Below are 22,553 nucleotides of genomic sequence, written 5' to 3' on the forward strand. Positions count from 1 at the left end.
CGGTTCATTGAGACTACGTGGACTCACACTCCGCGTGGCCCCGTTTGTCACCCTCAACTGTTCGACGGAAGGGAGCGACACGTGGACCATAACTCGGCCTCCGCGCGCGCACACGTAAATTTTGCGACGGCTGGGCTAAAGCTCCGCAAGCTCGCGGTAGATTTCGAGACGGAGCTCATCGACAAGGCGCGGCTTGCACCCGCGCCCGTCTGCCTGACGTGGCAGTTCGAGGGCGATGCCGCCCCGAGCATCTGCGTCGGCGACGAGATGCGCGCGCGCTTCGCCGCCTGGCTGGAGGACCCGTCCATCCTCTTCATCGGCGCCAACATCGCCTACGACATGGCGGTGGCCGCCGAGGCGTGGCCGGAGCTGCGCTGCCTGATTTTCCAGGCTTACGAGGAGGACAGGGTCACCGACGTCCAGATTCGGCAGAAGCTCCTCGACATCGCGAGCGGTTGCTACATGGGCCGCTTCGTCTCGGGCGGCTTGTTCATCAAGCACCTGTACGACCTCGAATCGCTCGCCAAACGCTGCGCGGGCATCATCCTCTCGAAGGACGAGTGGCGCCTCTCCTACGGGCGCTTCGTCGGACTGCCACTCTCAGCGTGGCCCGACCGCGCTCGCGAGGTGCAAGCTGAGGCCCGCGTCACGCTCTTGGAGCTGACGAGGAAGTGGGCGCACGTCCCAGCCTCGAAGGTGCCGGCAGCGGTCAAGAAGAAGATCGACGGCCTCCGCTCGATGATCGACGGCGACCCAGCGCGGTGCACGACGTACCCGCTCGAAGACGCCAAGGCGACGCTCGCCGTCTACCTCAAGCAGGAGACGCACGAGAGCTACCTGAAGGACCAATTCCGTCAGGCGAGAGCCTACTTTGCGCTGCACCTCTCCTCGGCGTGGGGTCTCAAGACCGACGAGGCCGGCATCGAGATCTTCCGCCGCGAGACGGCGGAACTGTACGAAGAGGTGCAGCTCGAGTTGATCGAGGCCGGCCTGGTCCGCCCCGACGGCAGCAAGGACACGAAGGCCGCGAAGAAGCGCATGATCGAGGTCTGCGCGCGCGAGGGCATCACGCTCCGCCGCACGGAAGGGCACTCGAACCCGGACGGCAAGTGCAAGCTCCTCGACGGCACGCTGCTCCCTTGTGGTGACGAGGCGTGTGAGGACCACGTCCAGCTCGACGAGGACGCGTGCCACGCGTCGGAAGACGATCTGCTGATCGCCTACGCCGAGTACACGACACTCGGCAAAGTCCTGAACACGGACGTGGCGCAGATCGCCTCCGGCGTCCTGTACCCCATCCACACGAAGTACGGGCTGGCGGAGACTGGTCGAACGACATCGTCGAAGCCGAACATCCAGAACATCCGGCGGCGCCCCGGGCTCCGAGAGCTGTACATCCCTCGCCCCAACCACGTCTTCTACGACGCCGACTTCCCCTCCATCGAGCTCTACACGCTCGCGCAGGTGTGCGTCTCGCTCTTCGGATTCAGCAAGCTCGCCGATGCGCTGAACGCCGGGATGGACCCGCACCTTTGGATGGCGGCGTCGATGCTTGGCATCACGTACAAAGAAGCGGCGGCCAACAAGAAGCGCCCCGACGTCAAGCAGGCACGTCAGCTGAGCAAGGCAGCCAACTTCGGTTTCCCCGGCGGCATGGGCATCGCCAAGTTCGTCACTGCGACGAAGAAGGCAGTCTTCTCGAATCCCGACAAGGCGGCGGCCAAAGCCGAGTGGGAATCGCTCGGGCTCACCATCGAGCGCGCCAAGGAACTAAAGGAGCAGTGGCTCGAGACGTGGCCGGAGATCAGGTTGTACTTCGAGTACATCAATGGTCTCTGCGGCGAGTCGGGGAAGGCCTCGCTCGAATCGCTCTTCACTGAGCGCTTCCGCGGCGGCGCCAGCTTCTGCAGCGCGTGCAACTTCAGATTCCAGGGCCTCGCCTCGGACATCGGCAAACTCGCGATGTGGCTGGTGGCGAAGGCGCAATACACCGACCCGACGTCGCCATTGTACAACGCACGCACCGTCGCGTTCATTCATGACCAGCTGATCGGCGAATGTCGCGACGACGAGCGCGCCCATGACGTCGCGCACGAGAACGCACGCATCATGGTTGAAGCGGCGAATACCTACTTGCCCGACGTCCCCATCAAGCTCTCGAAGATGGAGCCGTTGCTCATGAAGCGCATGTCGAAGAACGCCGAGCCGACGTTCGACGCGCGCGGCCGTCTGGTCGCCTGGGCTGCATAGAAAAGTTTCTAGGGCGCGGACAAAACCGGCCCGACTCGGAGTGTAGTCATCATGAATTCGATCGCCAACGGCGCCCGTCGCGCCGAGCAGGTTTCTTTTGTCCATCCGACCCATACGGCGGGATCGGACTTCCCGAATTCGAACGACGTAGTCCTCAAGATGTATCTGCCATTGGTCGAGCAGATCGCGCGGGGCATGCGTCGCCCGTCGTCTTACGACGACTTCGTGCAGGAAGGGCTGATTCGCCTGGCGAAGGCGGCGGACAAGTGGCGGGCGATGCCGACCGAGAAACGGTCGGACACGTTCCGTGCGTATGCATACAAGTTCGTGCGCTTCGCGATGAAGCGCGTCGTGATGAAGGAGTGCGCCCGCACCAGCCACATCGACACGGTCGCGGAGTTCGACTCGATCGAAGGCGCGTATCGCGGTGGGCAGGAAGCCTGGGCTGAGTTGCACCTCCGCCTCAAGCAGATCACCAAAGCCCTCGGCACGCTCGCGGCGAACGTCTACGTCGCACACGAGCTGCAGGGGCTCGACTACCGCCGCATCGCGAGCGCGAACGGCATCGGTCACTCGAAGGCGCAGACGATGCAGAAGCAGGTCGAGGAGTTCATCCAGCGGGCATCGTGAAGCCGGTGCCCTCGACGGAGGCCGAGGCTGTAGTGCAGCTGACGCCTTTCGTCCTTGGCGAGGCCAAGCGACTCGCAGCGTCGAGCGGAGTGCAGGAAGACGACCTCGTTCAGGAAGGGTTCATCGCGGTCGCCGAAGCATTCAAGTCGTGGAGGGAGGACGGCGGTGCAGGCCTCCTTCGGTGGGTTCGACAGCCGGTCCGCTTCGCGATGCTCCGTGTGATCCGCGAGCAGAAGAGGTCGGGTGGCTCGTACCGAGGCGGGCGGAGCGGCAAGGGCACAGGGCCCGTCACGCTGGTCTCTCTCGATGGAACAGTCGGTGTGTCGGCCGAGGATGCGTCGCGCGAGAATAAGAACGGGGCGCGCATGGAGCGAGAGCTCCCGCTGCACGAAGTGCTCGGCGCGGAATTCGAAGAGCCCCCCGACTGCCTGGCACTCGAACAGCTCCCGGCGCTCGTCGCGAAGCTCGACGAACGCTCAAGGCAGGTAATCCGACTGCGATACGTCAACGGCCTTTCTCACGCGAAGGTTGGAAAGAAACTCGGAATTAGCCGCGAGCTGGCGCGGCAGATCGAGGCGGAAGCCCTCGAACAGATGCGAGGAGAATTGGAATGAAGCTCACCGTTATCGAAAGTCCGTACGCTGGCGATATCAAGAAGAACATCGAGTACGCAAAGAAGTGCGTGCTCGACTGCCTCCGCCGAGGCGAGGCCCCGTACGCGAGCCATCTCTTCTTCACGCAAGACGGCTTGCTCGACGACACGGTCCCTGAGCAGCGCAAGCAGGGCATGGAGGCCGGCTTCGCCTGGGGCGAGAAGGGCGCCCAGCGTGCAGTCTACATCGACCGGGGGCTGTCGTCGGGCATGATGGCAGGCATTGCGGAGGCGGTGGAGCGAGGTCAGAAAGTCGTGTTCCGCTCCATCGAGGGACGCGACGTCGCCGAGTATGAGTGCCTGTATCGGACAGCGAATTGGACGACCTGCGAGGTGGAGCACGAGGAGGCTCTTTTCGTATGAGCACCAAGCCCTCGAATCCGAAGGACGCCGTCTCGGATACCAAGATTCCCCTCTGGCTCCTCAGCCCCATCGCGAAGGCGAAGTGGGCAGTGGCGCAGTTCGCCGGCCTGCTGAAGTACGGCGCCTGGAATTGGCGCGTCGCGGGTGTTCGCTCGTCGGTCTACCTTTCCGCCGCGCAGCGGCACCTCGACGCCTACTTGAGCGGGGAGCAGTACGACCCGGTCGACGGCACAGACCACCGCGCGAACATCATGGCCTGCATGTCCATCCTGATGGATGCCGAGGCTGCCGGGAAGCTCGTCGACGACCGCCCGCCCAGCGTCGACATTCGCACGGTCTACGCCGAGCAGGAGAGCCTGATGGAGGGGCTCCGCAAGAAGTACTCGGACAAGGCCCCAAAGCACTACACGATCGCGGATACGGAAACGCCCAAGCCCGTCCACTACGTGGGTGATCCGCCTCCGATGGCTGGGCAGCTGCAGGCGGCGCAGTCGCAGAACAAGGACTTCTGGAACTCCTACTACAGGGTCCGCTAATGCGCCCGCGCGTCTGGCGCCGCTTCAAGCTCGGGGGAGAGACGTGGCGTGCGTTCATCGTCTCTCCCATCTCGGAGCATCTGCGCGTCGACGGCGAGCGGAAGATTGGGACGTGTGATTACAACACGTCCTGCATCTACATCTCGTCGGACCTCAAAGGCCCCGCACGCGTCTCCACGTTCCTTCACGAGGTGCTGCACGCGTGCCTCTTCGTCAGCCAAGCCGCCGACGCCTACGGGCAAGACGAGGCCATCGACGAACGCATCGTCGGTGCGCTGACCCCGGCCCTCCACCAATTTCTGAATCAGGTTGCAGACCTTTTCGTTGAGGCATCATGAGATATTGGGACGACAACGATATCCGCAGAGTGCTCAGTTTCGTGCGGAGCTCTGAGATCCAGGCTCGTGGCGTCGAGCGCGCTGCCGCCCACTTCGATGTCTCCGAGGCGTCGATCAAAGGATTGCTGAACCGCCTCGACGGGCGCGGAGGCAAGGCCTCGAAGACGGACGACACGGACGGCCAGGCGGCCGACGTGCTCAAGAGATACGAGACGCAGCAGGCCGCCCGCGCCGAGAAGGTCCGCGTCTCCACGATGGAGAAGGACCTCTATTCGCTCCGCTCCGTTGTCAGCACCATGACGGCCCTGACGTCGAAGCCGCTGGAGCCGGTGCGCCGCCGTGAGCGCACGAGCAACGGCACCCGTGAGGCCGCCGCTGTCGCGCTCCTCTCGGACTTCCACTGTGAGCAGGTCGTTCGCAAGGGCGAGACGCCCACGGGCAACGAGTACAATCCGACCATCGCGGAGAAGAGCCTGCAGAGGTTCTTCAGTGGCTACCGCTGGCTTATCGACTTCCACCGCAACGCCTTCGCGATTCGCGACGTCGTGCTCTGGCTCGGTGGCGACCTGATGACCGGCCACATCCATGAGGAGAACAAGGAGACCACCGCGAGCGCGCCCATCGCGACGTTGCTCTGGCTCCGCTCCCGCATCGTCGCCGGCATCGACTCGTTGCTCGACGACCCGAACACCGAGACCGTCACCGTCGTCTGCTCGTACGGCAACCACGGGCGCAACACAGGCAAGCCGTTCCGCGCGAAGGGCGCTGTCCATTCGTACGAGTGGCTCCTGTACCAGTGGCTCGCCTCGCACTTCGAGGGCAACCCGCGCGTGCGCTTCCTCGCGGACGAGAGCGCGCATCAGTACCTGACCGTCTACGACTTCGACCTGCATTTCCACCATGGCGACGAGGTCAACTACCAGGGCGGCGTCGGCGGAATTACCATCCCACTCAACAAGGCAGTCGCTCAGTGGGATATCGCGAAGCGGTGCCACTATCATAACTTCGGGCACTTCCATCAGTACATCGACACCGGCCGCGTCGCCGTGAACGGCAGCGTGATTGGGTTCGACGCATACTCGATGAGCATCAAGGCGACGCCCGAGCCCCCGCAGCAGGCGTTCTACCTGCTCGATTCGAAGCGCGGCAAGACGTGCCGTAGCCCGATCTGGGTTCGCGACTAGCCCCGAACACGTCCACTTCAGCGCAGTAATCATTATGGCCTGGCTCAATCTCAAAGAAGATATCGAATCACACTTCTCGATCCTTGTAGGTTGCGGAGAGACTCGCGACTTCATCAACGGTGGATGGGCTATTCGAGCCGACAAGAAGGACCCCGCCTTCCTCGAAGCTCGCCGCCGCGACTACCGCACGACGAAGCATGCCCATAGCGAGAAGCAGCGTCAGTACCGGAGCACCGACGCGTTCAAAGAGAAGCGTCGCGCCTACAGGGAGACCGACAATTACAAGGCCCTGATGGCGACAGAGCATCAACGGGCCGCGCACCGCGAGCGGGTTCGCCGCTGGCGCGAGAAGAAGCGGGCAGCCGCCCAGAACGGAGAGACCACATGAAGTTCACCGTCCATTCCAACAAGCGTTACGCCGCCACGATCAAGCTCGGATTCTTCGAGCGTCTCGCGAGTAACGACACCATCGCCGAGAAGCTCCGCTTTGCGGGCTTCATCGAAGTCAACGTCGTGGGCGAAGGCCGCGACCGCACAGCCTTCGGCACGTGGCCCGGGGCGGACGCGAGCGCCGAGCTGCCGTCGCAGATCGTGAGCGTCGTCGAGGCAGGACGATGACACTCCTTCGCCGCCTCGTCGTCTGCGCCCTCATCGCCGTCGCGTGGGTGGCCTGTCAGGTGTTCTGCCTCACGCTCCGCATAGCGCACGAAATCGAAAACAACGCCTGACCGGCGACCTGCACCTCGAAGAGGAATTCCCATGATGACCACCGATTGCATTCTCGCACTTTTCAAGAACGACAACGACGGTTACGAGGATTTCCTCTCGGAGGTTCAGAAGCACTTCGACGCCGCCGTGGCGGACCCGACGGTGAAGCTCTTCACCACGGACGCTGCGGGGCTTTGGGATGCGTACCTCGATAACGCGCCGCCCGGCGAGCGCCAGCACCGCAACTGCAACTGCTGTCGGCAGTTCATCGAACGCTTCGGCGGGCTCGTCACGATTGCCGAGTACGGCTTCACCAAGTCAGTCATGTGGCCCGACGGCCTCCGTGTGCCGGCGCTCTACCACGGCGCGGTCACAGCAATGCAGCGCATCGTCACCCGCGCGAACGTCACCGGCGTCTTCCGCGCATGCGAGATCAACTGGGGCACGCCCCAGACCGGGAAGTGGCGCCACATCGCGGTCAAGACCCCGAAGCACCTTCGCTCGCTGTCCCGCGTCACGACGCCCTTCCAAGAGATGGCGGCGAAGCGTGAGGAGTACGAGATGCTCCTTCGGGCTCTGGGAGAATTCCCGCTCAAGACCGTAACGCACGCCTACAACATGCTCACGAACGGTCAGCTGTTCCGCGCCGAGAAGTGCGTCGGCGTCGCCCGTTGGCTCTTCGATCTGCACAACGAGATCAACGCAGCGCACGGCGCGAAGCTGCGCACTAGCATCATCTGGCGCGCCGTCGCTAGCGCTCCGGCCGGCTACTGCCACGTGCGCAGCGGCATGATCGGCTCGCTCCTCGAGGACATTCAGGCCGGGCTGCCCTTCGAGGCCGTGAAGCGCAACTTCGAAGTGAAGATGAACCCTTTGCAGTACCTGCGCCCGCAGGCACCGCCGAAGGCCGGCAACATCGCCCAGGCCGAGAAGATCGTCGCGGCGCTTCGCAGCGCGGGCGCTCTCGAGCGTCGTTTCGCGAAGATGTCGGACGTCGTGGCGCTCTGGAAGCCCTGCCCGCGCCCCGCCCCTGTCGGCGGCGTCTTCGGGCACCTCGCCCGCCGCCCCGACGCGGTTACGGAGGGCGTGACGGTGACGATGACGTGGGAGAAGTTCAAGCGCACCGTCCTCCCTGAGGCGGAGCAGATTGAGTACCTCGTCCCGCGCGAGGCTTGCTCGTACACCGCGATGGTCACGGCGAAGGACCCCTCCGCGCCGAACATGCTGCAGTGGGACAACCCCGTCTCGTACTACGTCTACTCGAACGGCTCGATGCCGGCCGACTGGAATCTCCGCTCAGGCGAGTGGGCGAAGGTCAACGCCGTCGTGATGCGCTCGTGGATGTGGGACGAGTCGAAGTCCTACGACCACCTCGGTGCGGGCGCCGTCTTCGTCCTCGAGGGCTGCAAGGACCGCAAGTACATCCGCGGCGCGGGCATGTTCCCCGAGCACATGAGGAGCGAATACCACCCGATCCGCCGAACGCTCGAAGCGCATTTCAACCAGGCCGTCATCGCAGGCCGCCACGAGGCGGAGGTCTGCGGGGTCGTGCTCTGCAAGGGCTCGTCGTTCGGCTGGAGCCGGCTGTTCCGAGTCACATCGCGCGGAATGCGCACCACCTACAAGCTCGATCGCTGGGACTGAGGAGAACGCCATGGCGAAGGCAACGAAGACGAAACCCGAGAAGCGCGCCGACATCGATATCGAAGTCCTCCTCGCGAAACCGTGGACGGACAAGGTCGATCCCACCGGCTGGTGGATGAGCGAGAAGCTCGACGGCGTGCGGGCCATCTGGAAGGACGGCGAGTTCTGGTCACGCAACGGCAAGCCGTTCTACGCGCCGGACTGGTTCAAGGCGCAGATGCCGAGCACGCAACTCGATGGCGAGCTGTTCATCGGCCGCAAGCAGTTCGACGCAACCGTCTCGGCGGTGCGCTCCTCGAGCGGCGACTGGTCGAAGGTGAAGTACCACGTGTTCGACCTGTACCCCGAGGGCGAGAGCTGGTCGTCCTCCTTCGAGGAGCGGCAGGAGTTGCTCGCCCGCATACTGCGCGAGCGCCCGTACATCGAGCACGTGCCGCAGGTCCGGTGCACAGGCATCAAGCACCTCACGGAGACCACAGACGTCATCATCAACGAGCTGCACGGCGAAGGCATCATGCTCCGTGAGCCGCATTCGCTGTACGAGCAGAAGCGCTCCTCCACGCTCCTCAAGGTCAAACGCTTCTTCGATATCGAGGCCACGGTCCTTGGCCACGTGCCCGGCAAGGGCAAGCATGAGGGCCGCCTTGGCGCGCTCGACTGCGTCACCGACCACGGAGGCTCCGACCGAGTCGTCAAGTTCCAAGTCGGCACGGGCTTCACCGACGCCGAGCGCGAGAACCCTCCGGTGCACGGCTCGATCATCACAGTCCGCTACCAGGAGCTCACCAAGGACAGCATCCCGCGATTTCCTGTTTTCGTTGCGGTGAGGGATTACGAATGAGCCCTTACCGAGGTCCGCTCTCAAGAGCGGAACACCAGTACATGAACGACAGCACGTTCCACGCTGTCGTCGACACGCTGGAAAAGCTCATTCACGACCTGCAGCTCACACCGAGCGAGGTCCGTGAGGCCGCGATGTACGCGTGCGTGCGCGTCGAGTCGAGGCGCACCGTGCCAATGCCCGTGCCGTTCGACGCGAACAGCGAGGCCCTTCGCCGACGTCCCGACCAGGAGCCGAGATGACCGCCCTCACCCTCGGCTTCGAGCTGGGCGACCACTGCGGCGACATTCTGGGGACACCAGCGGATTCGCGCGGACAAAACCCCTCGAACACAGAGTGTAGAGGACATGAACACCGCAACGACGTCGCCGGAGATGTTGACCGTGGAAGACGCAGCGACCCTTCTGCGGACCTCGCGTAAGGCGGTCTACGCCCTGATCGAGCGCGGCGCTCTTCCCGGAGTAGTCCGGGTCGGGCGCCGCGTGCTTTTCAGGGCTGTCGCACTGCGGAAGCACCTCGGCTTGACGACGGTCTCGAATCCGGTAGATTCCCTGACGCTAGGTAACGCCACGGGCTCGAAAGGGTCCCGATGAGCGTTCGAATCGTCACAGCACGCGGCGGCAAGGGCTTCGAGTACGACATCCGGCTGGTGTGGCCGGAAGGTGGCCGGCTCCGAGAGCGCGGCAAGTGCACGCCTACCGGCAGGGATGATGCGAAGCGTTGGGCTACGGCCCGAGAGCGCGCCATCCTCGCCGCCGGCAAAGCAGCCTACGTGCCGCTCGCGCAGGCCGCGCGCGGGATTCATAAGGGCGTGCCTACGGTCGCGGAGTTCTGGCCCGTCGTTCTGAGCGGCTGGTATCTCGCGCAGCGCAAGAAGGCCTCCACGGTGGACGCTGCCGAGCGTATCTTCGAGCGGCGCATTCGCGATCGCTTCGGCGCGATGCGCCTCGACGAGCTGACGGACGAGGGCATCGCCGCGCTCAAAGGCTCTATGGCTGACAAGGCGCCGGGGACGGTGAACAACGTCCTCTCCGTCCTGTCGCGCATCCTCAAGTTCGCGATCAAGCTCCGCAAAATCAAGTCGATGCCGTGTGAGATCGGCATTTTGAAGGTCCCCGAAAAGGAGCGCCCCTGGTACGAGCCGTCGACCTACGCGCGCCTCATCGAGGGTGCCAGGAAGACAGGTAATAACGAACTGCTGATCGTCCTCCTTGGAGGCTCGGCGGGACTTCGTAGTGGCGAGATTCAGGCGTTGCGATGGACCGATGTCGACCTCGAGCGTCGCCAGCTGACCATCTCCCGCGCGATCTGGCACGGCATCGAAGACACGCCTAAGGGCTGGCGCTCGCGCGTCGTGCCGCTCACCGAGGGCCTCATGGCGGCCCTGCGTGCGCAGCGCTCACGCACTGGCCTGCTCGAAAGGGTCGTCAGCGACGGCAGGGGCAACCAGCTCAACGCCGACATCATGCGCGCGGCGATGGCGCGTGTGCAGAAGCGCGCCGGCATGGAGCAGGACGGGAAGATCCACATTCTTCGGCACACGTTCTGCTCGCACCTTGCGATCTCTAACGTGCCTGCGAAGGCCATCCAGGAGCTCGCAGGCCACGCCGACCTGAAGACCACGCTCCGGTACATGCACCTCGCGCCAGGCAACAGGCAGGCGGCGGTGCATGCACTCGACAAGCTCATGGCGGAGGCGACGGCCCCGACGACGACGGGAAAGGCGGTGGCGTGATGACCACGGATGCGATGTCCGCGGAACAAAAGGAGATTGTGAAATGAGCAACGTCCCGTTTATCGAGTTTCCGAAGATTCCCCGCCTCAAGCGAGACATCGTCATCACCGAGAAGATCGACGGGACGAACGCGCAGATCGTCGTGCCCGAAGACGACGGCCCGCTGCTTGTCGGCTCCCGCAATCGGTGGATCACGCCGGAGAGCGACAACTACGGCTTTGCCCGCTGGGTGAAGGAGAACGAGGAGACCCTCCGCATGGGCCTCGGCCCCGGCCAGCACTTCGGCGAGTGGTGGGGCTCTGGCATCCAGCGCCGCTACGGCCTGACCGAGAAGCGTTTCTCGCTGTTCAACTCTGGTCGCTGGTCGAACGAGACGCCGGCCCTCTGCCACGTCGTGCCGGTTCTCTACGCTGGGCCTTGGGCGCAGGACGCGATCGACGCGACCCTCGAGAAGCTCCGTGGCGAGGGCAGCGTGGCGGCTCCTGGTTTCATGCAGCCGGAAGGTGTCGTCGTCTTCCATGCCGCTTCGCGCCAGCTCTTCAAGGTGCTGCTCGAGAACGACCACCTACCCAAGGCGAAAGCGAGCGCAGCGTGAAAGAGCAGCGGATGGCCGAGGCGCAGCGTTGGGACGCCCAGATTGTCGACGTCGACGAAGAAGAGATCGACAACGGCCCGGTCGTCACCGTGAAGTTCACCGCCTCCTTCGCAGAGGCACGCAAGCTCGCCCGTCTCATGCTTGAGCGTGGCGACGACCTGATTGTGGAGGTTCGTCGAGCCGACGCCTGGAAGAGCGAGGATGACCTCCCGCTCCCTGAGGACGCGGCGATCAAGGCCGCCCACCCGGTTCGCTCCGACCGTCACGACCTGTACGCCGAGGCCATGCGCCTGGTCGGCGCTCGCTACTCGAAGCACGGGCTCGTCGCTCTCGTGAATTGGCTCCTTCATCGCATCGAGGCCGGCAAATGAACTTCTGGACGTTTCTCGACCGGAACAGCGAAGGGCTCTTCTTCTTCGGTGTCATCGTCTTGTGCTTCGCGTTCGGCACGTGCGGCGATGGCCAAGGCTGTCGGCTCGGATGTCAGCCGAGCGTGTCGTTTCGAAGCTCGCCTACCGACGGGGGTGCACCGTGAAAGAGCAACGGAGGAGTGAGGCGCGACCCTGCAGGTTCTGCGGCGCCGAGATTCGCGGCTCGTTCCAGCAGTGCCCAAAGAACAAACGGTTCCCGGCCGAGTTCGGGCCAAACTACTGCGAGACGGAGGAAGAGACCCAATGCGATTCATCCCATTCGACGTCGAGCCCCACTCTCACGACCTCACCTGGTTCATTCGAGGCGGCAAGGGTCGACCCTGGGACGTCCACATCGCAGGCGAACATGTCGCCTCGTTCCGAGTCCGGCAGCACGCTCGCGAATTCATCCGAGCAGCGAAGCCCGCAGACCACCGACGCTGCCAGTAAAGCTCCTCGCTAGGGAGAGGCGGAGGTGGGGGTCGAATGCTGGCTGTGTAACGGAACCGGGCGGGTAGTGATGAGGCTCGGTCAGAAGCACTGGTGGAAGCCTTGCCCCAACGGGCGCTGCATCCACGCTCGGAGAACGCAGCCATCAAGCGATGGGGAATCACATGACGCGCGATGAAGTGATCGAGAAGCTCTGCGGGATGATGGGGCGAGTCTGGTCCGAGATCGACCCGAACTCGAACGACCCTTGCGACTGCGTCTGCAGGAACAAGCAGATTTTCCCGTACCGAAACTCCGGCGAGGCGCTCGCTTTCATGCAGAAGGCAATCGACGAAGCGCTACGCGCTCGGCATCTGTCCGCGGATTCCGTGTCCGCCGCATGGGCACCGTCGAAGGGCGACCGTGTCCGCCTCGTGAAGAAGATCGCGTGCACTGCGCCGGTCGGCTCGGAGGGAGAGGTCACGATGGTTTGGGAGCCTACGACGAGCAACGGAATCTCTCGGCCGGCGGAATTCTGCGTCGATTGCGAAGGCTTCCCGCCCTTCGTCACGAATGCATCGAATCTGGCGCCAGCGCATAGGACAGAGACGGCACAGGTCGAATGCGAACCGACGCGCTGTGAGCACGACATGAACGAGCAGTGGAATGCAGCGCTTGAAGCGGCGGCATGCATCGCAGCGCGAAACGACAAGAGTGGGTGGGGCATCGCTCGCGAGATTCGAGAGCTGAAGATCACCACGCCGACCGGGTCCAACACCGAACCGGAGAAGCGCGGAGTATGAGCGTCCCCACGATCCAATTCCCAGTGGCCTTCGACCAGATCCCGGCCGAGGTGAAGAAGCTCACCGACTGCATCCGATCGGCGAATGCCGACATCGAGATCGCGCGAACGATGCTCACGATGGTTCGCAAGGGCTGCAAGCACGAGAACGCGAAGCGCGGCTACAACGACCGGGACGGCTCTTGGATGAATCCGTGCCCCCACTGCGGAGCGAGCGAATGAGGTGCGTCGTCTGCCTGGAAAGAGAGCGAGACGGGCTGATGCTCTGCGGTCCGTGCGGTCGAAACTACGACCGTACCTACGAACGAAACGCGACGATGTTCGATGCGCTCTCGTGGGCCGCCAATCGGGCCCGCATGTTCGAGCGGCGTCGACGACCCACGCCGAAGAGGTCCAACGAACATGGCTGAGAAGCGCTGGTATCGCGTGTCCGCCCAGGTCACCATCTCGTGCTTCACGGACGTCGAGGCGAGCGGACCGGAAGAAGCGGCGGAGCTGGCTGAGGAGCGGTCGATGCAGGGGCTCTGTCACCAGTGCTCAAGCGGAGACACTCGCACGCAGTGGAGCCTTTCGGGTGAGTTGGACGGGGAGCCTCAGGCTCTCGACGCAGAGCCGATTGCGGCTCCGAAAGGAAGGAGGCGATGGTGATGAGCAACGGAGAATCGAAACCGGTGTGCCCACCCAAGGCGCGGAGCATCACGTGGCCGGCGGCCGGCAGCGTGACGAAGGAGGAGACGATCGCGCGTGTGTGCGGGCTCCTCGGCGCGGTGTGGGAACACTTCGACCCAAACGCGCATGAGCCCAACGACTGCTTTTGCGGGCACAACGATTCCGGACTGCGTTTCCAGTCGTCCGGTCAGGCCCTTGCGTGGGTCGAGTCGGTCGTGGCTGATGCGCTTCGCAGTGGGGAGGCGTCACCGAAGCCGTGTCATGACGGAAGGCACCGCCCAGAAGGCGGCGGCCTTGGCTGGTGTGAGGACTGCACCGCCGACCTGGCGCCGCTGCTCCGGCACGAGAGCGATCGGGATGCCGAAGACCTCCCGGGTGAGGCGATCTCGCCCGAGACCATCGCCGCGCTGGCAGCGGTGTCAGCGGATAGCGACGAGTCGTGCGACTTGGTTCAGGGGTCGAGCGAGTGGGCTCCTATTCCTCGGAAGTCCTTCTCTCTGTCGGATTGCCGCCGGTGTGGCCAATTCCGAGAGTACGACCACGAGACTCGATGCACGGCGGCGACCGAAGAGGAGCGTCAGAAGGCTCGCGAGCTTCGCGCCGAAGAGTCTGCCCCCACAAGGGTCTCGCGCAATGGGGAGGTTCGCCCGGAGGCGTGGGACTGCGATGTCTGCGGCTGGCGAGTTTGCGCGGATGCCAAGCACTCGTGCGGTGGTCCCAAAGTGCAGTGCCGAGAGAGGGCACTGCACCGGCCGACTGTTGAAGCCTGCATCGCAGCCGCACAGGTCGGCCTGGACGAACTGCGGGCGCAGCGCGCCAGGACCATCGGACGCAATTCGGCGCTCTTGGGCGAGCAGGAGTCGGGCGGGCTGCGCGTAATTCGAAAGCTTGAGGCGTTGCTGCACAAGTCCAATTCGCAGGAAGGGAGCAACGGATAATGGGTGTCAGCTTCTACGTCTGCACCAGGTGCGAGCGAACGTACCCGGACTGCAGTTCGACACGCGAGGATTGTGACGAAGACCGGGGCGGATGTGGCGCCGGCTATTGCTCCAAGAAGTGCGCCGAGCTGCAGCGCCCAGGGCACGACGAGGTGCCGACTTGGGGCGACATCGAGGAGATGCCTCGGGAGGAGTTTGAGGCGCTCGAACTTACCTGCGTCAATTGCCGTGGCGAGAATGCCAGCGACGAGAACTTGCTCGCATTCATGCTCAAACGACACGGCGTGACGCGGAAGCAGGTTGCCGCCGAGTACATGGCCAGCAGGCAAAGCGGGACGGACGTACAGTCCGATGCGGAAGGGGTGAAGTGATGTCAGAGCGTGGAGATTTTGAGCCTCAAGGCTACGTCGCTGTCTGCCGCTTCTGCGGGCGGGTTGCCGAAGGAACCGCGTCGTTCGCACTCGAGCACTACCGCGCATGCGTCGCGCCTCGCGAGGAGGCCAAGCGCATCTTCGGCAACGAGCAGCACGCACTACTGCGGCTCGCTTCGGACAGGAGCCAACCGCAATGACGGCGAACGAGAAGAAGGCTTTTCTACTCGCCCATGGCTGGACCTTCGAAATGTGGTCCGGCGCTCGAATGTGGACCGACCCGGAGGATCCGACCGGCGCGATCTGGGGCACTGGCGCGGCCTACGAGAGAGCAAGTAGGCGACACCCCGCGGATTCGGGCAGCGAGGAGGAACGCGGTGGCTGACTCGCTGTTCATCTCGACGATGGCGTTCGTCGATACGTCGGGCGGACCGCTCGCCTGTCACCCCTGGCTTGCGAAAGTCTGGAAGGGGAAGCCCTTCATCTACATCGGCACTCGCCAGTACTCGCCGCGCCGCGTCCTCTTCCAGGCGTTCTCCGGCCTCCAGCTTCCACGGGAGCATCGCGTTCTCGACACGTGTGGGAACGGCATCTGCTGCAACCCTCGGCACCTTTACGGCGGGTCTCCAGCCCAGCATGTGGTCCAGCTCCGCGATACCAGCGGTGGTCCTGACGCTTGCTGGCCGTTCATGGGCTTTCGGTTCAAGGGCTACGGTCGCATGCAGGGCGGCAAGCGCGGTGCGCCGATGATGTTTGCTCACCGCATCGCGTACGAGCTGGCCAATGGCCCGATCCCGGAGGGCGACGGGGAATGGTGCGTCTGTCACACGTGCGACAACCCTCCGTGCTGCAACCCCAAGCACCTCTTCCTCGGCCGCGACGCGGACAACATCGCCGACTGCATCGCTAAGGGGCGCAACTCGAAGGGCGACCGGCACCGCCAGGCGATGCGACTGGCGAAAGCGAAACGCCAAGAGCAACGGACAATCGAAAGTTGCTCGGGGCAGACATCCGCAGGTGATCGGGCGCCTGGTAAGGTGTTGCCATGAGCAGCAAGCGACGCATTGGGCCGGGCGACGTGGTTCTATTTGAGCGCGGGAGCATGGCAGGCACGCGTGCTCAGGTGATGGTCCTCCGAGCCGAGTGGAACTCTCGTTCGAGCGCGAGCCAGGTGACGGTCACTCTCTGGCCACACAACGGGGAGTGGTTCGACATGTCCCTGGACACGCTCTCTTTGTGGGCCGTGTTCAGCGATGCCGAAGGCTCTGACGCGACGATCCGTCCTGACCTTTGGGGTTCAACGGATACGTCCGGCGTAACCCCAGACAGGAGCAATGGATGAAAGCCCCGGCTTCCTGCGTCCGGGGCTCATTGGGGACTCGCGGCTTGACTGCCCCGCCTTCAAGCCCTAAAACAACGGTGTTCTGAGGCTCGAAGGCCGGTAGCCGAAGTTTCTCTCATACTTCGGCCTCGGCCATCGCGGAAGCCTTGCGAATTGCAGCGCCCCAAAGACGTGCCAGGCCCGCCACCGTCTGGTACGAGTGGACCGTGCAGCAAGGAACGAGCGCCTTCGGGTTCTTCTGCGCCATGGTCACGCTGCTTCTCGCCTCCACGAGCGCGGGCTGCAAGGGACTGCGAGATGGTGCGCGGGCCTCGGGCGAGCGCCCCGTCGAGATGCTCGTCTCGACCGACCCGGAGACGCTCGATCCCCGCTACGCGACCGACGCCGTCGCGATGCGAACCACGCGCCTCATCCATGCCGGCCTCGTCCGGCTCGATGAACAGACGCTCGCCCCGAAGCCGTACCTCGCCCGCACGTGGACGTGGCTCGATCCGCTCACGCTGCGTATCGAGCTCGCGCCCGGGCTCCGCTTTCATTCCGGCGCAAAGCTGACCGCGAACGACGTCGTCGCGACACTCAGAGCGTTCGGATCGAAAGAGGTCGGTTCGCGTCACGCGCGCGTCGTCGAGGCCATCGGCGCCGTGACGGCCGAGAGCGAGTTCGTCGTCGTGGTCCACCTCGCGCGCCCTCACGCCACGCTCCTCACCGATCTCGAGCTTCCGATCTTGCGCGCGAGCGAGGCTGGCTCAGCGCCACGTCCCGACGGAACGCTCGACGGGCTCGGGCCATTCACCGTCGCGCGGAGAGGCCCCGGCGAGATCGTCCTCCAGCCGTTCGATGGCGGCCCCCTACCCGCGCCCAAGCACGCCGTCGTGCTCCGCACCGTGCACGACGAGAACGCCCGCGCTCTACGCATGCATGCCGACCGCGCCGACCTGGTGGTCAATGGCTTCTCGCCGACGCTCTTGCCTGCGCTCGAGAAGGCCAACGGCGTCGTCGTGAGCGGACGTGAAGGCGCCAACCTCACCTACATGCTCGCGCGCAACGGCGACGGGCCGCTCGCAGACGTTCGCGTGCGCCGCGCGCTCTCGATGGCGATCGATCGCGACGGCATCGCCCGCTCGCTGCTCGCGGGTCACGCGCAGTCGGCGTCCACCTTGCTTCCGCCCTCGCATTGGGCGCACTCGCCCGCCGAAGCATGGCCCTTCGATCCGGCGCGCGCACGCATCGCCCTCGCCGAGGCTGGCTACCCGCATCTCCGCCTCACGCTGCTCACGTCCACCGATCGCCTGCGCGGAACGATCGCGCGCGTGCTCGCGCAGGAGCTGGCCGACGTCGGCGTCGAGCTCACCGTCGTTCCGCTCGAGCTCGGTGCGCTGCTCGCACGCCTGTCCGCGGGCGACTTCGAGCTAGCAACGCTGCAGCTCCCGGAGCTCACCGAGCCCAACGTGCTGCGCGTATTTCTCCACTCGTCGTCGATTCCCCCGAACGGCGCCAACCGCGCGCGCATCCGCGACTCCGAGGTCGATCGCCTACTCGACGAAGGCGAAGCGACCGCCAATCCCGACGCACGCCGCGTGCTTTATGCGGCTCTCGAACGGCGCGTGCGCGACGAGGCGCTTCTCTTGCCGCTCTGGCACGAAGATCAGATCGCCGTCGCGAGCGCGCGAGCCTCCGCCTTCCGGCCGAGTGCCGAAGGACGTTGGCTCGGGCTCGCGTCGCTTCCCTGATCGCGAGGAGCGACGGATTACAGCGAACCGCCGTCCTTGGGCGCTTCGAGCTCGGGCAGGCAGGCATCACCGAGCGCGTCTTGAACCTCGGCGAACTTCTCGAAGACGGCCGCCGTCGAGGCGCTGTTCGCGCGCTGCTCACCATCGCTCGTGATGGCGGCCGCGAACGTCGCCTGGTTGCGCTCACCGGAAGGCATGGCCTGGAACGTCGCGAGCACTTCGTCGATGGCCTTCGACGCTGTGGGCGCCGAAAGCCATCCGCTCTTCGTCGCGTGGAGCGGGCCTTCCTTCGTGTTCGTGTTGAACTCGCAGAGGTACTGCCCCGTGGTCGAGACCCGCGCTTCGAGAACGCCCGTCGTCGGAGCCCCCCCGAGGTACACGTGGGCCGGTCCGGAGACGCGCAGCATCTGCCATCCGCCTGGCGAAGCAGGCCCGGGCTGAGGCATCTCCGAGGCTGCGAGCTCGGCGGCGAGCGACCGAACCTCGCCGACGAGACGCGAGGCATCGGAGGCCTGCTTCACGCGGAACACGACGCCGTTTGCCGTCACGAGCTCGGCCGCGGGTAGCGGGATGTCCGTATCGTCGCTCTCGTTCTCGGGCACACGGTCGAGCGAGACATTTTGCGTGAGGTTGTCGACTCCGCTGAACCACTGCGCCATGCGTTCGGGGCGCGGGCACCGAATGCGAAGCTCGTCGTAGTTGCCGGTTTGGTCGGTTGCCGTCCCGACGGTGGCCACGCATCCATTGCGAGCGACCATCGAGATCGTTCCCTTGTCAGCCACGAGAACGCGAGCGATCCGTGCTGGTATTTGCGCTCCCGTTAGCGCGGCCGTGCCCGGAGTCTGCGATTGTGGCGAAGCGGACCGCGAGGACCCGCCGCACGCCGTGAGCGCGAGTGGCAATACGAGGCCGGCGGCGAGGCCGCCGATACGAGCCAGACGAGAGAGACGCGCAGAGCCAACGGATGTGCGGATCGGAGCGACCATCACCGTCGAAGTGGTGCAAGGCGCAAGCCGCGTTGCCGAATGCGACCGCTCTAGGTGGTCGTCCATAGAGAGTGGTTCGATGCGCCTTTTTGCGGCTGCCAGGATCGCAGCCCTCACGGTCGGTTTTGTCACGTGTCAGGGCGGCGTGGGCATCGAGTCCACGAGCGGCCCGCAAGCGCCCGGGCTCGAACCTGCACCGTGCGAGCTCGCCGCCGACTCGCCCGATCGCGTAGCGATCGAGACGTCGACGGCATCGTGGACGTCCTCCATGCCCGCGGCCGAGAACGGGTGCACCGGCGAAGGCTCGACGACGTACTGGAGCAAGGAAGGCGTAATTGCCAATTCGAGTTGAGGCGTGGGAGAGCTGAAATCGAACTTGCCCGCATCACTCGCGCGTACCGCGATGAATCAAGCGAAACGCGTGGCAATGCGGAGATCCATGGACGTCGCGTGATCCTGCGAGGAACTGACCGCACGTAGTCTGCACGCGTTCGTCGCCACTCCCTGAGGGACACAGGCAGCATCGCGTCGATCGCTTTCGACGTACTTTTTCAGGCTCGTAGTATCCGCATGCATGGATTCGCCAGCGCGAGAATCCATGCGAAAGTAGAACGCATGCGGAAGACCTTTGGCTCGCGACTCTTCGTTGCATTCGCAGGCAGCGCACTCGTCGCCGCCGCCTTCTTGGTGGCGTGCTCGGGTTCGGATGATCAAGAGGTCATGTCGCCCACGCCCGACGCGTCGAAGGCGAGCCTCCCCGAGACCGGTCCATCACCCGACACCGGCGTTCAAGAGACTTCCGCTCCGAAGGACAGTGGTCCCGTCTACGACGCCGGCGCGCCCACCACACTCGACGGCGGCGATCTCTACGAAGGCGGCGTTCCGTGCGTCGTCGGCGGTGCACTCGAAGAAGAGCCGAACGACGATCCCGAGCACGCGAACACGCTCGCGCCCACGGTGTGCGGCGTGATCTTCGTACGCGACGCCGATGCCGGCACCAATGCCGATGCCGATGCCGGCAAGACGGAGAGCGACTTCGTCACCTTCACGCTCAAGCCGACGACGAAGAGCTTCTTCCTCCAGTTCTCCGGCAAGGTGAACTTGCACCTCACCGTCGAAGGTCAGCCCGCCGTCGACATCTCGGCAACGTCGTCACCCACGCTGCCGCTCGTGAAGGACAAGCCGTACTACATCGAAATCCGATCGAGCGAAGACAAGCGCACGCCGTGGCGTGTCACGCTCTTCGAGAATCAGTAAACAGACTCCGATTCAACGCACCGGGCGCGCCGCGTCCGCGCCCCACACGCGATAGAGAGGCTGACCGCGGGTGACGAGCTCCACGTGACTCGAGAGCGTTTGTGGAATCGTCTCCGCGCAGCCGAGAAAGAGAAGCGCCCCTGGAGCGCACGACTTCACGAGGCGCAAGCAAACCTCCGCCTGCGTGAAGGCCTTCAGGTAGATGAGGAGGTTGCGACACGACACGAGGTCGAACGACGCGAAGAGCGCGGGCGCCGGAACGGGAACGGGTGACGCGATGACGTCGTGCTCGGCCGCCGTGAGCCGCGAGGTGATCGACGCGTCGAGCTCCCATCCGTCGCTCGCGCGCACGAGCCATCGCTCGCGAAGCGTCTCGGGGATCGCGTCGGCATCGGTCTCCGTGATGCGCGCCTGACGTGTCGTCTCGAGGGCAATCGGATCGATGTCGCTCGCGATGACGCGCCAGTCGATGCCTGCATCCCGAGCAACCTCAGCCAGAGAGAGGGCGAGGCTAAACGCCTCCTGACCGGTCGAGCAGGCCGGTACCCAAGCGCGAACCATCGTGGCTCGCTCGGTGACGCGCTGTCGCACGAGCCGCGGAAGCTCTTCCCTGAGAGCGTCGAACGCGGCGCGATCGCGGAACATCGATGTCGTTTTGACGAGCAATGCGGACACGAGAAGCGAGGCCTCGCGTGGGTCTTCTTTCAATCGTGCAACGTAGGCTTCGACGCACGTGACGCCGATCGACGCCATGCGCCAGCTGATTCGCCGGCGCATGGGCTCGACGCGATAGCGATGAAAATCGCGACGGGTCATCGTCTCGAGCTCGGAGAGAACGCGACTCACGGTCGCTTCATCCACGTCACTGCGCGACACGATTCAACCCTACGAGCACGACGACCAACGCGCTATCAACGACTTTTCTCCTTATACTGATGCGCATAGTCGCGCGGCGGCCGGCTGCGTGACCGGACTTCACGTAGGCCGTCGCCGTAGGAGGGCGGCAACATGGCTCGACTGCTTCTCGTCGACGATGAGTCGCGCAACCTCGATGTCCTCGAGGCGCTCCTCGCGCCCATCCGTGCCCAGTGCTTGCGTGCCGAAAACGGTCGCTCGGCGCTCGCGATCGCCGAGCGTGAGCCGCTCGATCTCGTGCTCGTCGACTTCGCGATGCCGGGCCTCGACGGGGTGGACGTCCTCACGCATCTCCGCAGAACTCCGCATCTCGAAGATCTGCCGGTGATCGTGATCACGGGTTACCACGACCGCGAGCATCGCCTGGCCGCGCTCGAGGCCGGCGCCGACGACTTCCTCGAGAAGCCGATCGACGCGCCCGTCCTGCTGGCACGCGTGAAGACGCTTCTTCGCCTCAAGGCTTCACGCGACGAGGTATCCGCCTCGCGCGACGAGCTCGCCGGCCTCAACGCGGTGCTGGCCGAACGGCATCGCGCGATCGTGCGCTTGCAGAAGGAGCATCGCGAGCTCATGCAGTTCGTGATCCACGACTTGAAGAACCCGCTCGCGACGCTGACCCTCAGCCTCGAGAGCATGGGCGATGCCCCTCTCGACGAGCTGACGCGCGAGGCGCTCGACGACGCCCTAGGAGCTTCTCAGCGCCTGCAGCAGATGGTGGCCGACCTCTTCACCATCTCACGACTCGACAGCGTCGCCGGGCTGCCGCTCGAGCTCGAGCGCGTGGAGGTCGGAGAGCTCATCGACGCAGTCGCGCGAAGCTATGCACGCATGGCCGCGACGAAGCACGTGAGCCTCGTCGCCACCCAACACGATCACCCTGTCGTCTCCGCCGATCGCGCCATCCTCACGCGGGTGCTGGAGAACCTCGCCGAGAACTCACTCCGCTACACGCCCTCGAACGGTCGTGTGTCGTTCGAAACACACCAGGACAGCGACGTCATCATTCGCGTGTCGAACAGCGGCCCAGCCATTCCCGGCGACGATCGCGGTCGAATCTTCCAGAAGTTCGCACGCGGCGCGGAGGAAAGCGTGTCGTCGTCGCACGCCGGTATTGGCCTCTATTTCTGCAAGCGAGCCGTGGAGGCGCATGGCGGCGGCATCGACGTGGTCGAGACGACCGAGTTCCCGACGTCGTTCGTGATTCGCCTGCCCCAACGTTGATCGACCT

Annotated in this window: 29 protein-coding genes; 26 read left to right on the plus strand and 3 right to left on the minus strand. The window is 64.7% G+C overall.

Annotated features, from left to right (window positions below; translation table 11 throughout):
• Positions 1 to 81: 81 nt before the first annotated feature.
• The 22 genes from AKJ09_RS00325 to AKJ09_RS00425 all read left to right on the plus strand — a co-directional run bounded on the left by AKJ09_RS00325 (position 82) and on the right by AKJ09_RS00425 (position 16,144).
• Entirely contained in the window at positions 82 to 2,250 is a 2,169-nt protein-coding gene (locus AKJ09_RS00325) for a DNA polymerase (protein ID WP_146644995.1), read from the plus strand.
• Between the two features lie 51 nt (positions 2,251 to 2,301).
• Entirely contained in the window at positions 2,302 to 2,880 is a 579-nt protein-coding gene (locus AKJ09_RS00330) for a sigma-70 family RNA polymerase sigma factor (protein ID WP_146644865.1), read from the plus strand.
• On the plus strand, positions 2,877 to 3,494 hold the full coding sequence (locus AKJ09_RS00335) for a sigma-70 family RNA polymerase sigma factor (protein ID WP_169927128.1): 618 nt from the start codon (positions 2,877 to 2,879) through the stop codon (positions 3,492 to 3,494). The genes AKJ09_RS00330 and AKJ09_RS00335 overlap by 4 nt, the downstream gene beginning before the upstream one ends.
• Positions 3,491 to 3,895 (plus strand): DUF7768 domain-containing protein, encoded by a 405-nt coding sequence (locus tag AKJ09_RS00340; RefSeq protein WP_205633552.1) that lies wholly within the window; start codon positions 3,491 to 3,493, stop codon positions 3,893 to 3,895. Before AKJ09_RS00335 ends, AKJ09_RS00340 begins: the two co-directional genes overlap by 4 nt.
• A complete protein-coding gene (locus AKJ09_RS00345; protein WP_146644869.1) occupies positions 3,892 to 4,431 on the plus strand; it encodes a dATP/dGTP diphosphohydrolase domain-containing protein in 540 nt (179 codons plus the stop codon). Before AKJ09_RS00340 ends, AKJ09_RS00345 begins: the two co-directional genes overlap by 4 nt.
• Complete coding sequence (locus AKJ09_RS00350) at positions 4,431 to 4,769, plus strand: hypothetical protein (RefSeq protein ID WP_146644872.1); 339 nt, start codon at positions 4,431 to 4,433, stop codon at positions 4,767 to 4,769. The genes AKJ09_RS00345 and AKJ09_RS00350 overlap by 1 nt, the downstream gene beginning before the upstream one ends.
• Positions 4,766 to 5,953, plus strand: a complete 1,188-nt coding sequence (locus tag AKJ09_RS00355) for a hypothetical protein (protein WP_146644874.1) — start codon at positions 4,766 to 4,768, stop codon at positions 5,951 to 5,953. The genes AKJ09_RS00350 and AKJ09_RS00355 overlap by 4 nt, the downstream gene beginning before the upstream one ends.
• Before the next feature lie 34 nt (positions 5,954 to 5,987).
• The gene (locus tag AKJ09_RS00360) at positions 5,988 to 6,341 is read left to right on the plus strand and encodes a hypothetical protein (protein ID WP_146644876.1); all 354 of its coding nucleotides are present in this window, start codon (positions 5,988 to 5,990) and stop codon (positions 6,339 to 6,341) included.
• Entirely contained in the window at positions 6,338 to 6,571 is a 234-nt protein-coding gene (locus tag AKJ09_RS00365; protein WP_146644878.1) for a hypothetical protein, read from the plus strand. The genes AKJ09_RS00360 and AKJ09_RS00365 overlap by 4 nt, the downstream gene beginning before the upstream one ends.
• Before the next feature lie 141 nt (positions 6,572 to 6,712).
• Positions 6,713 to 8,305: a hypothetical protein gene (locus AKJ09_RS00370; RefSeq protein WP_146644880.1), complete on the plus strand. Its 1,593-nt coding sequence runs from the start codon at positions 6,713 to 6,715 to the stop codon at positions 8,303 to 8,305.
• A 10-nt stretch (positions 8,306 to 8,315) separates the two neighbouring features.
• On the plus strand, positions 8,316 to 9,146 hold the full coding sequence (locus AKJ09_RS00375; protein ID WP_146644882.1) for a DNA ligase: 831 nt from the start codon (positions 8,316 to 8,318) through the stop codon (positions 9,144 to 9,146).
• Between the two features lie 41 nt (positions 9,147 to 9,187).
• Positions 9,188 to 9,388, plus strand: a complete 201-nt coding sequence (locus AKJ09_RS00380) for a hypothetical protein (protein ID WP_146644884.1) — start codon at positions 9,188 to 9,190, stop codon at positions 9,386 to 9,388.
• Positions 9,389 to 9,520: 132 nt separating this feature from the next.
• Positions 9,521 to 9,739, plus strand: a complete 219-nt coding sequence (locus tag AKJ09_RS55975; RefSeq protein WP_240488922.1) for a helix-turn-helix domain-containing protein — start codon at positions 9,521 to 9,523, stop codon at positions 9,737 to 9,739.
• The gene (locus tag AKJ09_RS00390; RefSeq protein ID WP_146644888.1) at positions 9,736 to 10,881 is read left to right on the plus strand and encodes a tyrosine-type recombinase/integrase; all 1,146 of its coding nucleotides are present in this window, start codon (positions 9,736 to 9,738) and stop codon (positions 10,879 to 10,881) included. The genes AKJ09_RS55975 and AKJ09_RS00390 overlap by 4 nt, the downstream gene beginning before the upstream one ends.
• Before the next feature lie 43 nt (positions 10,882 to 10,924).
• Positions 10,925 to 11,476 carry an RNA ligase family protein gene (locus AKJ09_RS00395; RefSeq protein ID WP_146644891.1) on the plus strand — a complete coding sequence of 184 codons (552 nt, stop codon included), beginning with the start codon at positions 10,925 to 10,927 and terminating at the stop codon, positions 11,474 to 11,476.
• Complete coding sequence (locus AKJ09_RS00400; protein WP_146644893.1) at positions 11,473 to 11,847, plus strand: hypothetical protein; 375 nt, start codon at positions 11,473 to 11,475, stop codon at positions 11,845 to 11,847. Before AKJ09_RS00395 ends, AKJ09_RS00400 begins: the two co-directional genes overlap by 4 nt.
• Positions 11,844 to 12,011 (plus strand): hypothetical protein, encoded by a 168-nt coding sequence (locus AKJ09_RS52540; RefSeq protein WP_169927130.1) that lies wholly within the window; start codon positions 11,844 to 11,846, stop codon positions 12,009 to 12,011. The genes AKJ09_RS00400 and AKJ09_RS52540 overlap by 4 nt, the downstream gene beginning before the upstream one ends.
• A gap of 489 nt (positions 12,012 to 12,500) precedes the next feature.
• Positions 12,501 to 13,118: a hypothetical protein gene (locus tag AKJ09_RS00405; protein ID WP_146644895.1), complete on the plus strand. Its 618-nt coding sequence runs from the start codon at positions 12,501 to 12,503 to the stop codon at positions 13,116 to 13,118.
• The gene (locus AKJ09_RS00410) at positions 13,115 to 13,339 is read left to right on the plus strand and encodes a hypothetical protein (RefSeq protein ID WP_146644897.1); all 225 of its coding nucleotides are present in this window, start codon (positions 13,115 to 13,117) and stop codon (positions 13,337 to 13,339) included. Before AKJ09_RS00405 ends, AKJ09_RS00410 begins: the two co-directional genes overlap by 4 nt.
• A 1,384-nt stretch (positions 13,340 to 14,723) precedes the next feature.
• Entirely contained in the window at positions 14,724 to 15,095 is a 372-nt protein-coding gene (locus AKJ09_RS00415; RefSeq protein ID WP_146644899.1) for a hypothetical protein, read from the plus strand.
• Positions 15,095 to 15,295 carry a hypothetical protein gene (locus tag AKJ09_RS00420; RefSeq protein ID WP_146644902.1) on the plus strand — a complete coding sequence of 67 codons (201 nt, stop codon included), beginning with the start codon at positions 15,095 to 15,097 and terminating at the stop codon, positions 15,293 to 15,295. Before AKJ09_RS00415 ends, AKJ09_RS00420 begins: the two co-directional genes overlap by 1 nt.
• Before the next feature lie 177 nt (positions 15,296 to 15,472).
• Positions 15,473 to 16,144 carry an HNH endonuclease signature motif containing protein gene (locus tag AKJ09_RS00425; protein ID WP_169927131.1) on the plus strand — a complete coding sequence of 224 codons (672 nt, stop codon included), beginning with the start codon at positions 15,473 to 15,475 and terminating at the stop codon, positions 16,142 to 16,144.
• Between the two features lie 408 nt (positions 16,145 to 16,552).
• Here AKJ09_RS00425 and AKJ09_RS55445 read toward each other — a convergent pair whose 3' ends face one another.
• Positions 16,553 to 16,684, minus strand: a complete 132-nt coding sequence (locus AKJ09_RS55445; RefSeq protein ID WP_275936596.1) for a hypothetical protein — start codon at positions 16,682 to 16,684, stop codon at positions 16,553 to 16,555.
• Between AKJ09_RS55445 and AKJ09_RS00430 the strand changes: the two genes are divergently transcribed.
• Positions 16,683 to 18,167 (plus strand): ABC transporter substrate-binding protein, encoded by a 1,485-nt coding sequence (locus AKJ09_RS00430; protein ID WP_146644996.1) that lies wholly within the window; start codon positions 16,683 to 16,685, stop codon positions 18,165 to 18,167. The genes AKJ09_RS55445 and AKJ09_RS00430 overlap by 2 nt on opposite strands.
• Positions 18,168 to 18,184: 17 nt before the next feature.
• Here AKJ09_RS00430 and AKJ09_RS00435 read toward each other — a convergent pair whose 3' ends face one another.
• Positions 18,185 to 18,949, minus strand: coding sequence for a hypothetical protein (locus tag AKJ09_RS00435; protein ID WP_146644998.1), 765 nt, complete (start codon positions 18,947 to 18,949; stop codon positions 18,185 to 18,187).
• A 283-nt stretch (positions 18,950 to 19,232) separates the two neighbouring features.
• On the opposite strand from AKJ09_RS00435, the gene AKJ09_RS00440 reads away from it, so the two are divergent.
• Together AKJ09_RS00440 and AKJ09_RS00445 are read left to right on the plus strand one after the other, a co-directional pair.
• Positions 19,233 to 19,505 carry a hypothetical protein gene (locus AKJ09_RS00440; RefSeq protein WP_146644999.1) on the plus strand — a complete coding sequence of 91 codons (273 nt, stop codon included), beginning with the start codon at positions 19,233 to 19,235 and terminating at the stop codon, positions 19,503 to 19,505.
• Between the two features lie 263 nt (positions 19,506 to 19,768).
• Positions 19,769 to 20,410 carry a hypothetical protein gene (locus tag AKJ09_RS00445; RefSeq protein ID WP_146645001.1) on the plus strand — a complete coding sequence of 214 codons (642 nt, stop codon included), beginning with the start codon at positions 19,769 to 19,771 and terminating at the stop codon, positions 20,408 to 20,410.
• Positions 20,411 to 20,422: 12 nt separating this feature from the next.
• Here the strand turns inward: AKJ09_RS00445 and AKJ09_RS00450 are convergent, their stop codons facing one another.
• Entirely contained in the window at positions 20,423 to 21,286 is an 864-nt protein-coding gene (locus tag AKJ09_RS00450) for a CheR family methyltransferase (protein WP_146645003.1), read from the minus strand.
• A 132-nt stretch (positions 21,287 to 21,418) separates the two neighbouring features.
• Between AKJ09_RS00450 and AKJ09_RS00455 the strand changes: the two genes are divergently transcribed.
• On the plus strand, positions 21,419 to 22,546 hold the full coding sequence (locus AKJ09_RS00455) for a hybrid sensor histidine kinase/response regulator (RefSeq protein ID WP_146645005.1): 1,128 nt from the start codon (positions 21,419 to 21,421) through the stop codon (positions 22,544 to 22,546).
• Positions 22,547 to 22,553 lie beyond the last annotated feature (7 nt).

The organism is Labilithrix luteola (assembly GCF_001263205.1).
GTDB lineage: Bacteria > Myxococcota_A > Polyangia > Polyangiales > Polyangiaceae > Labilithrix > Labilithrix luteola.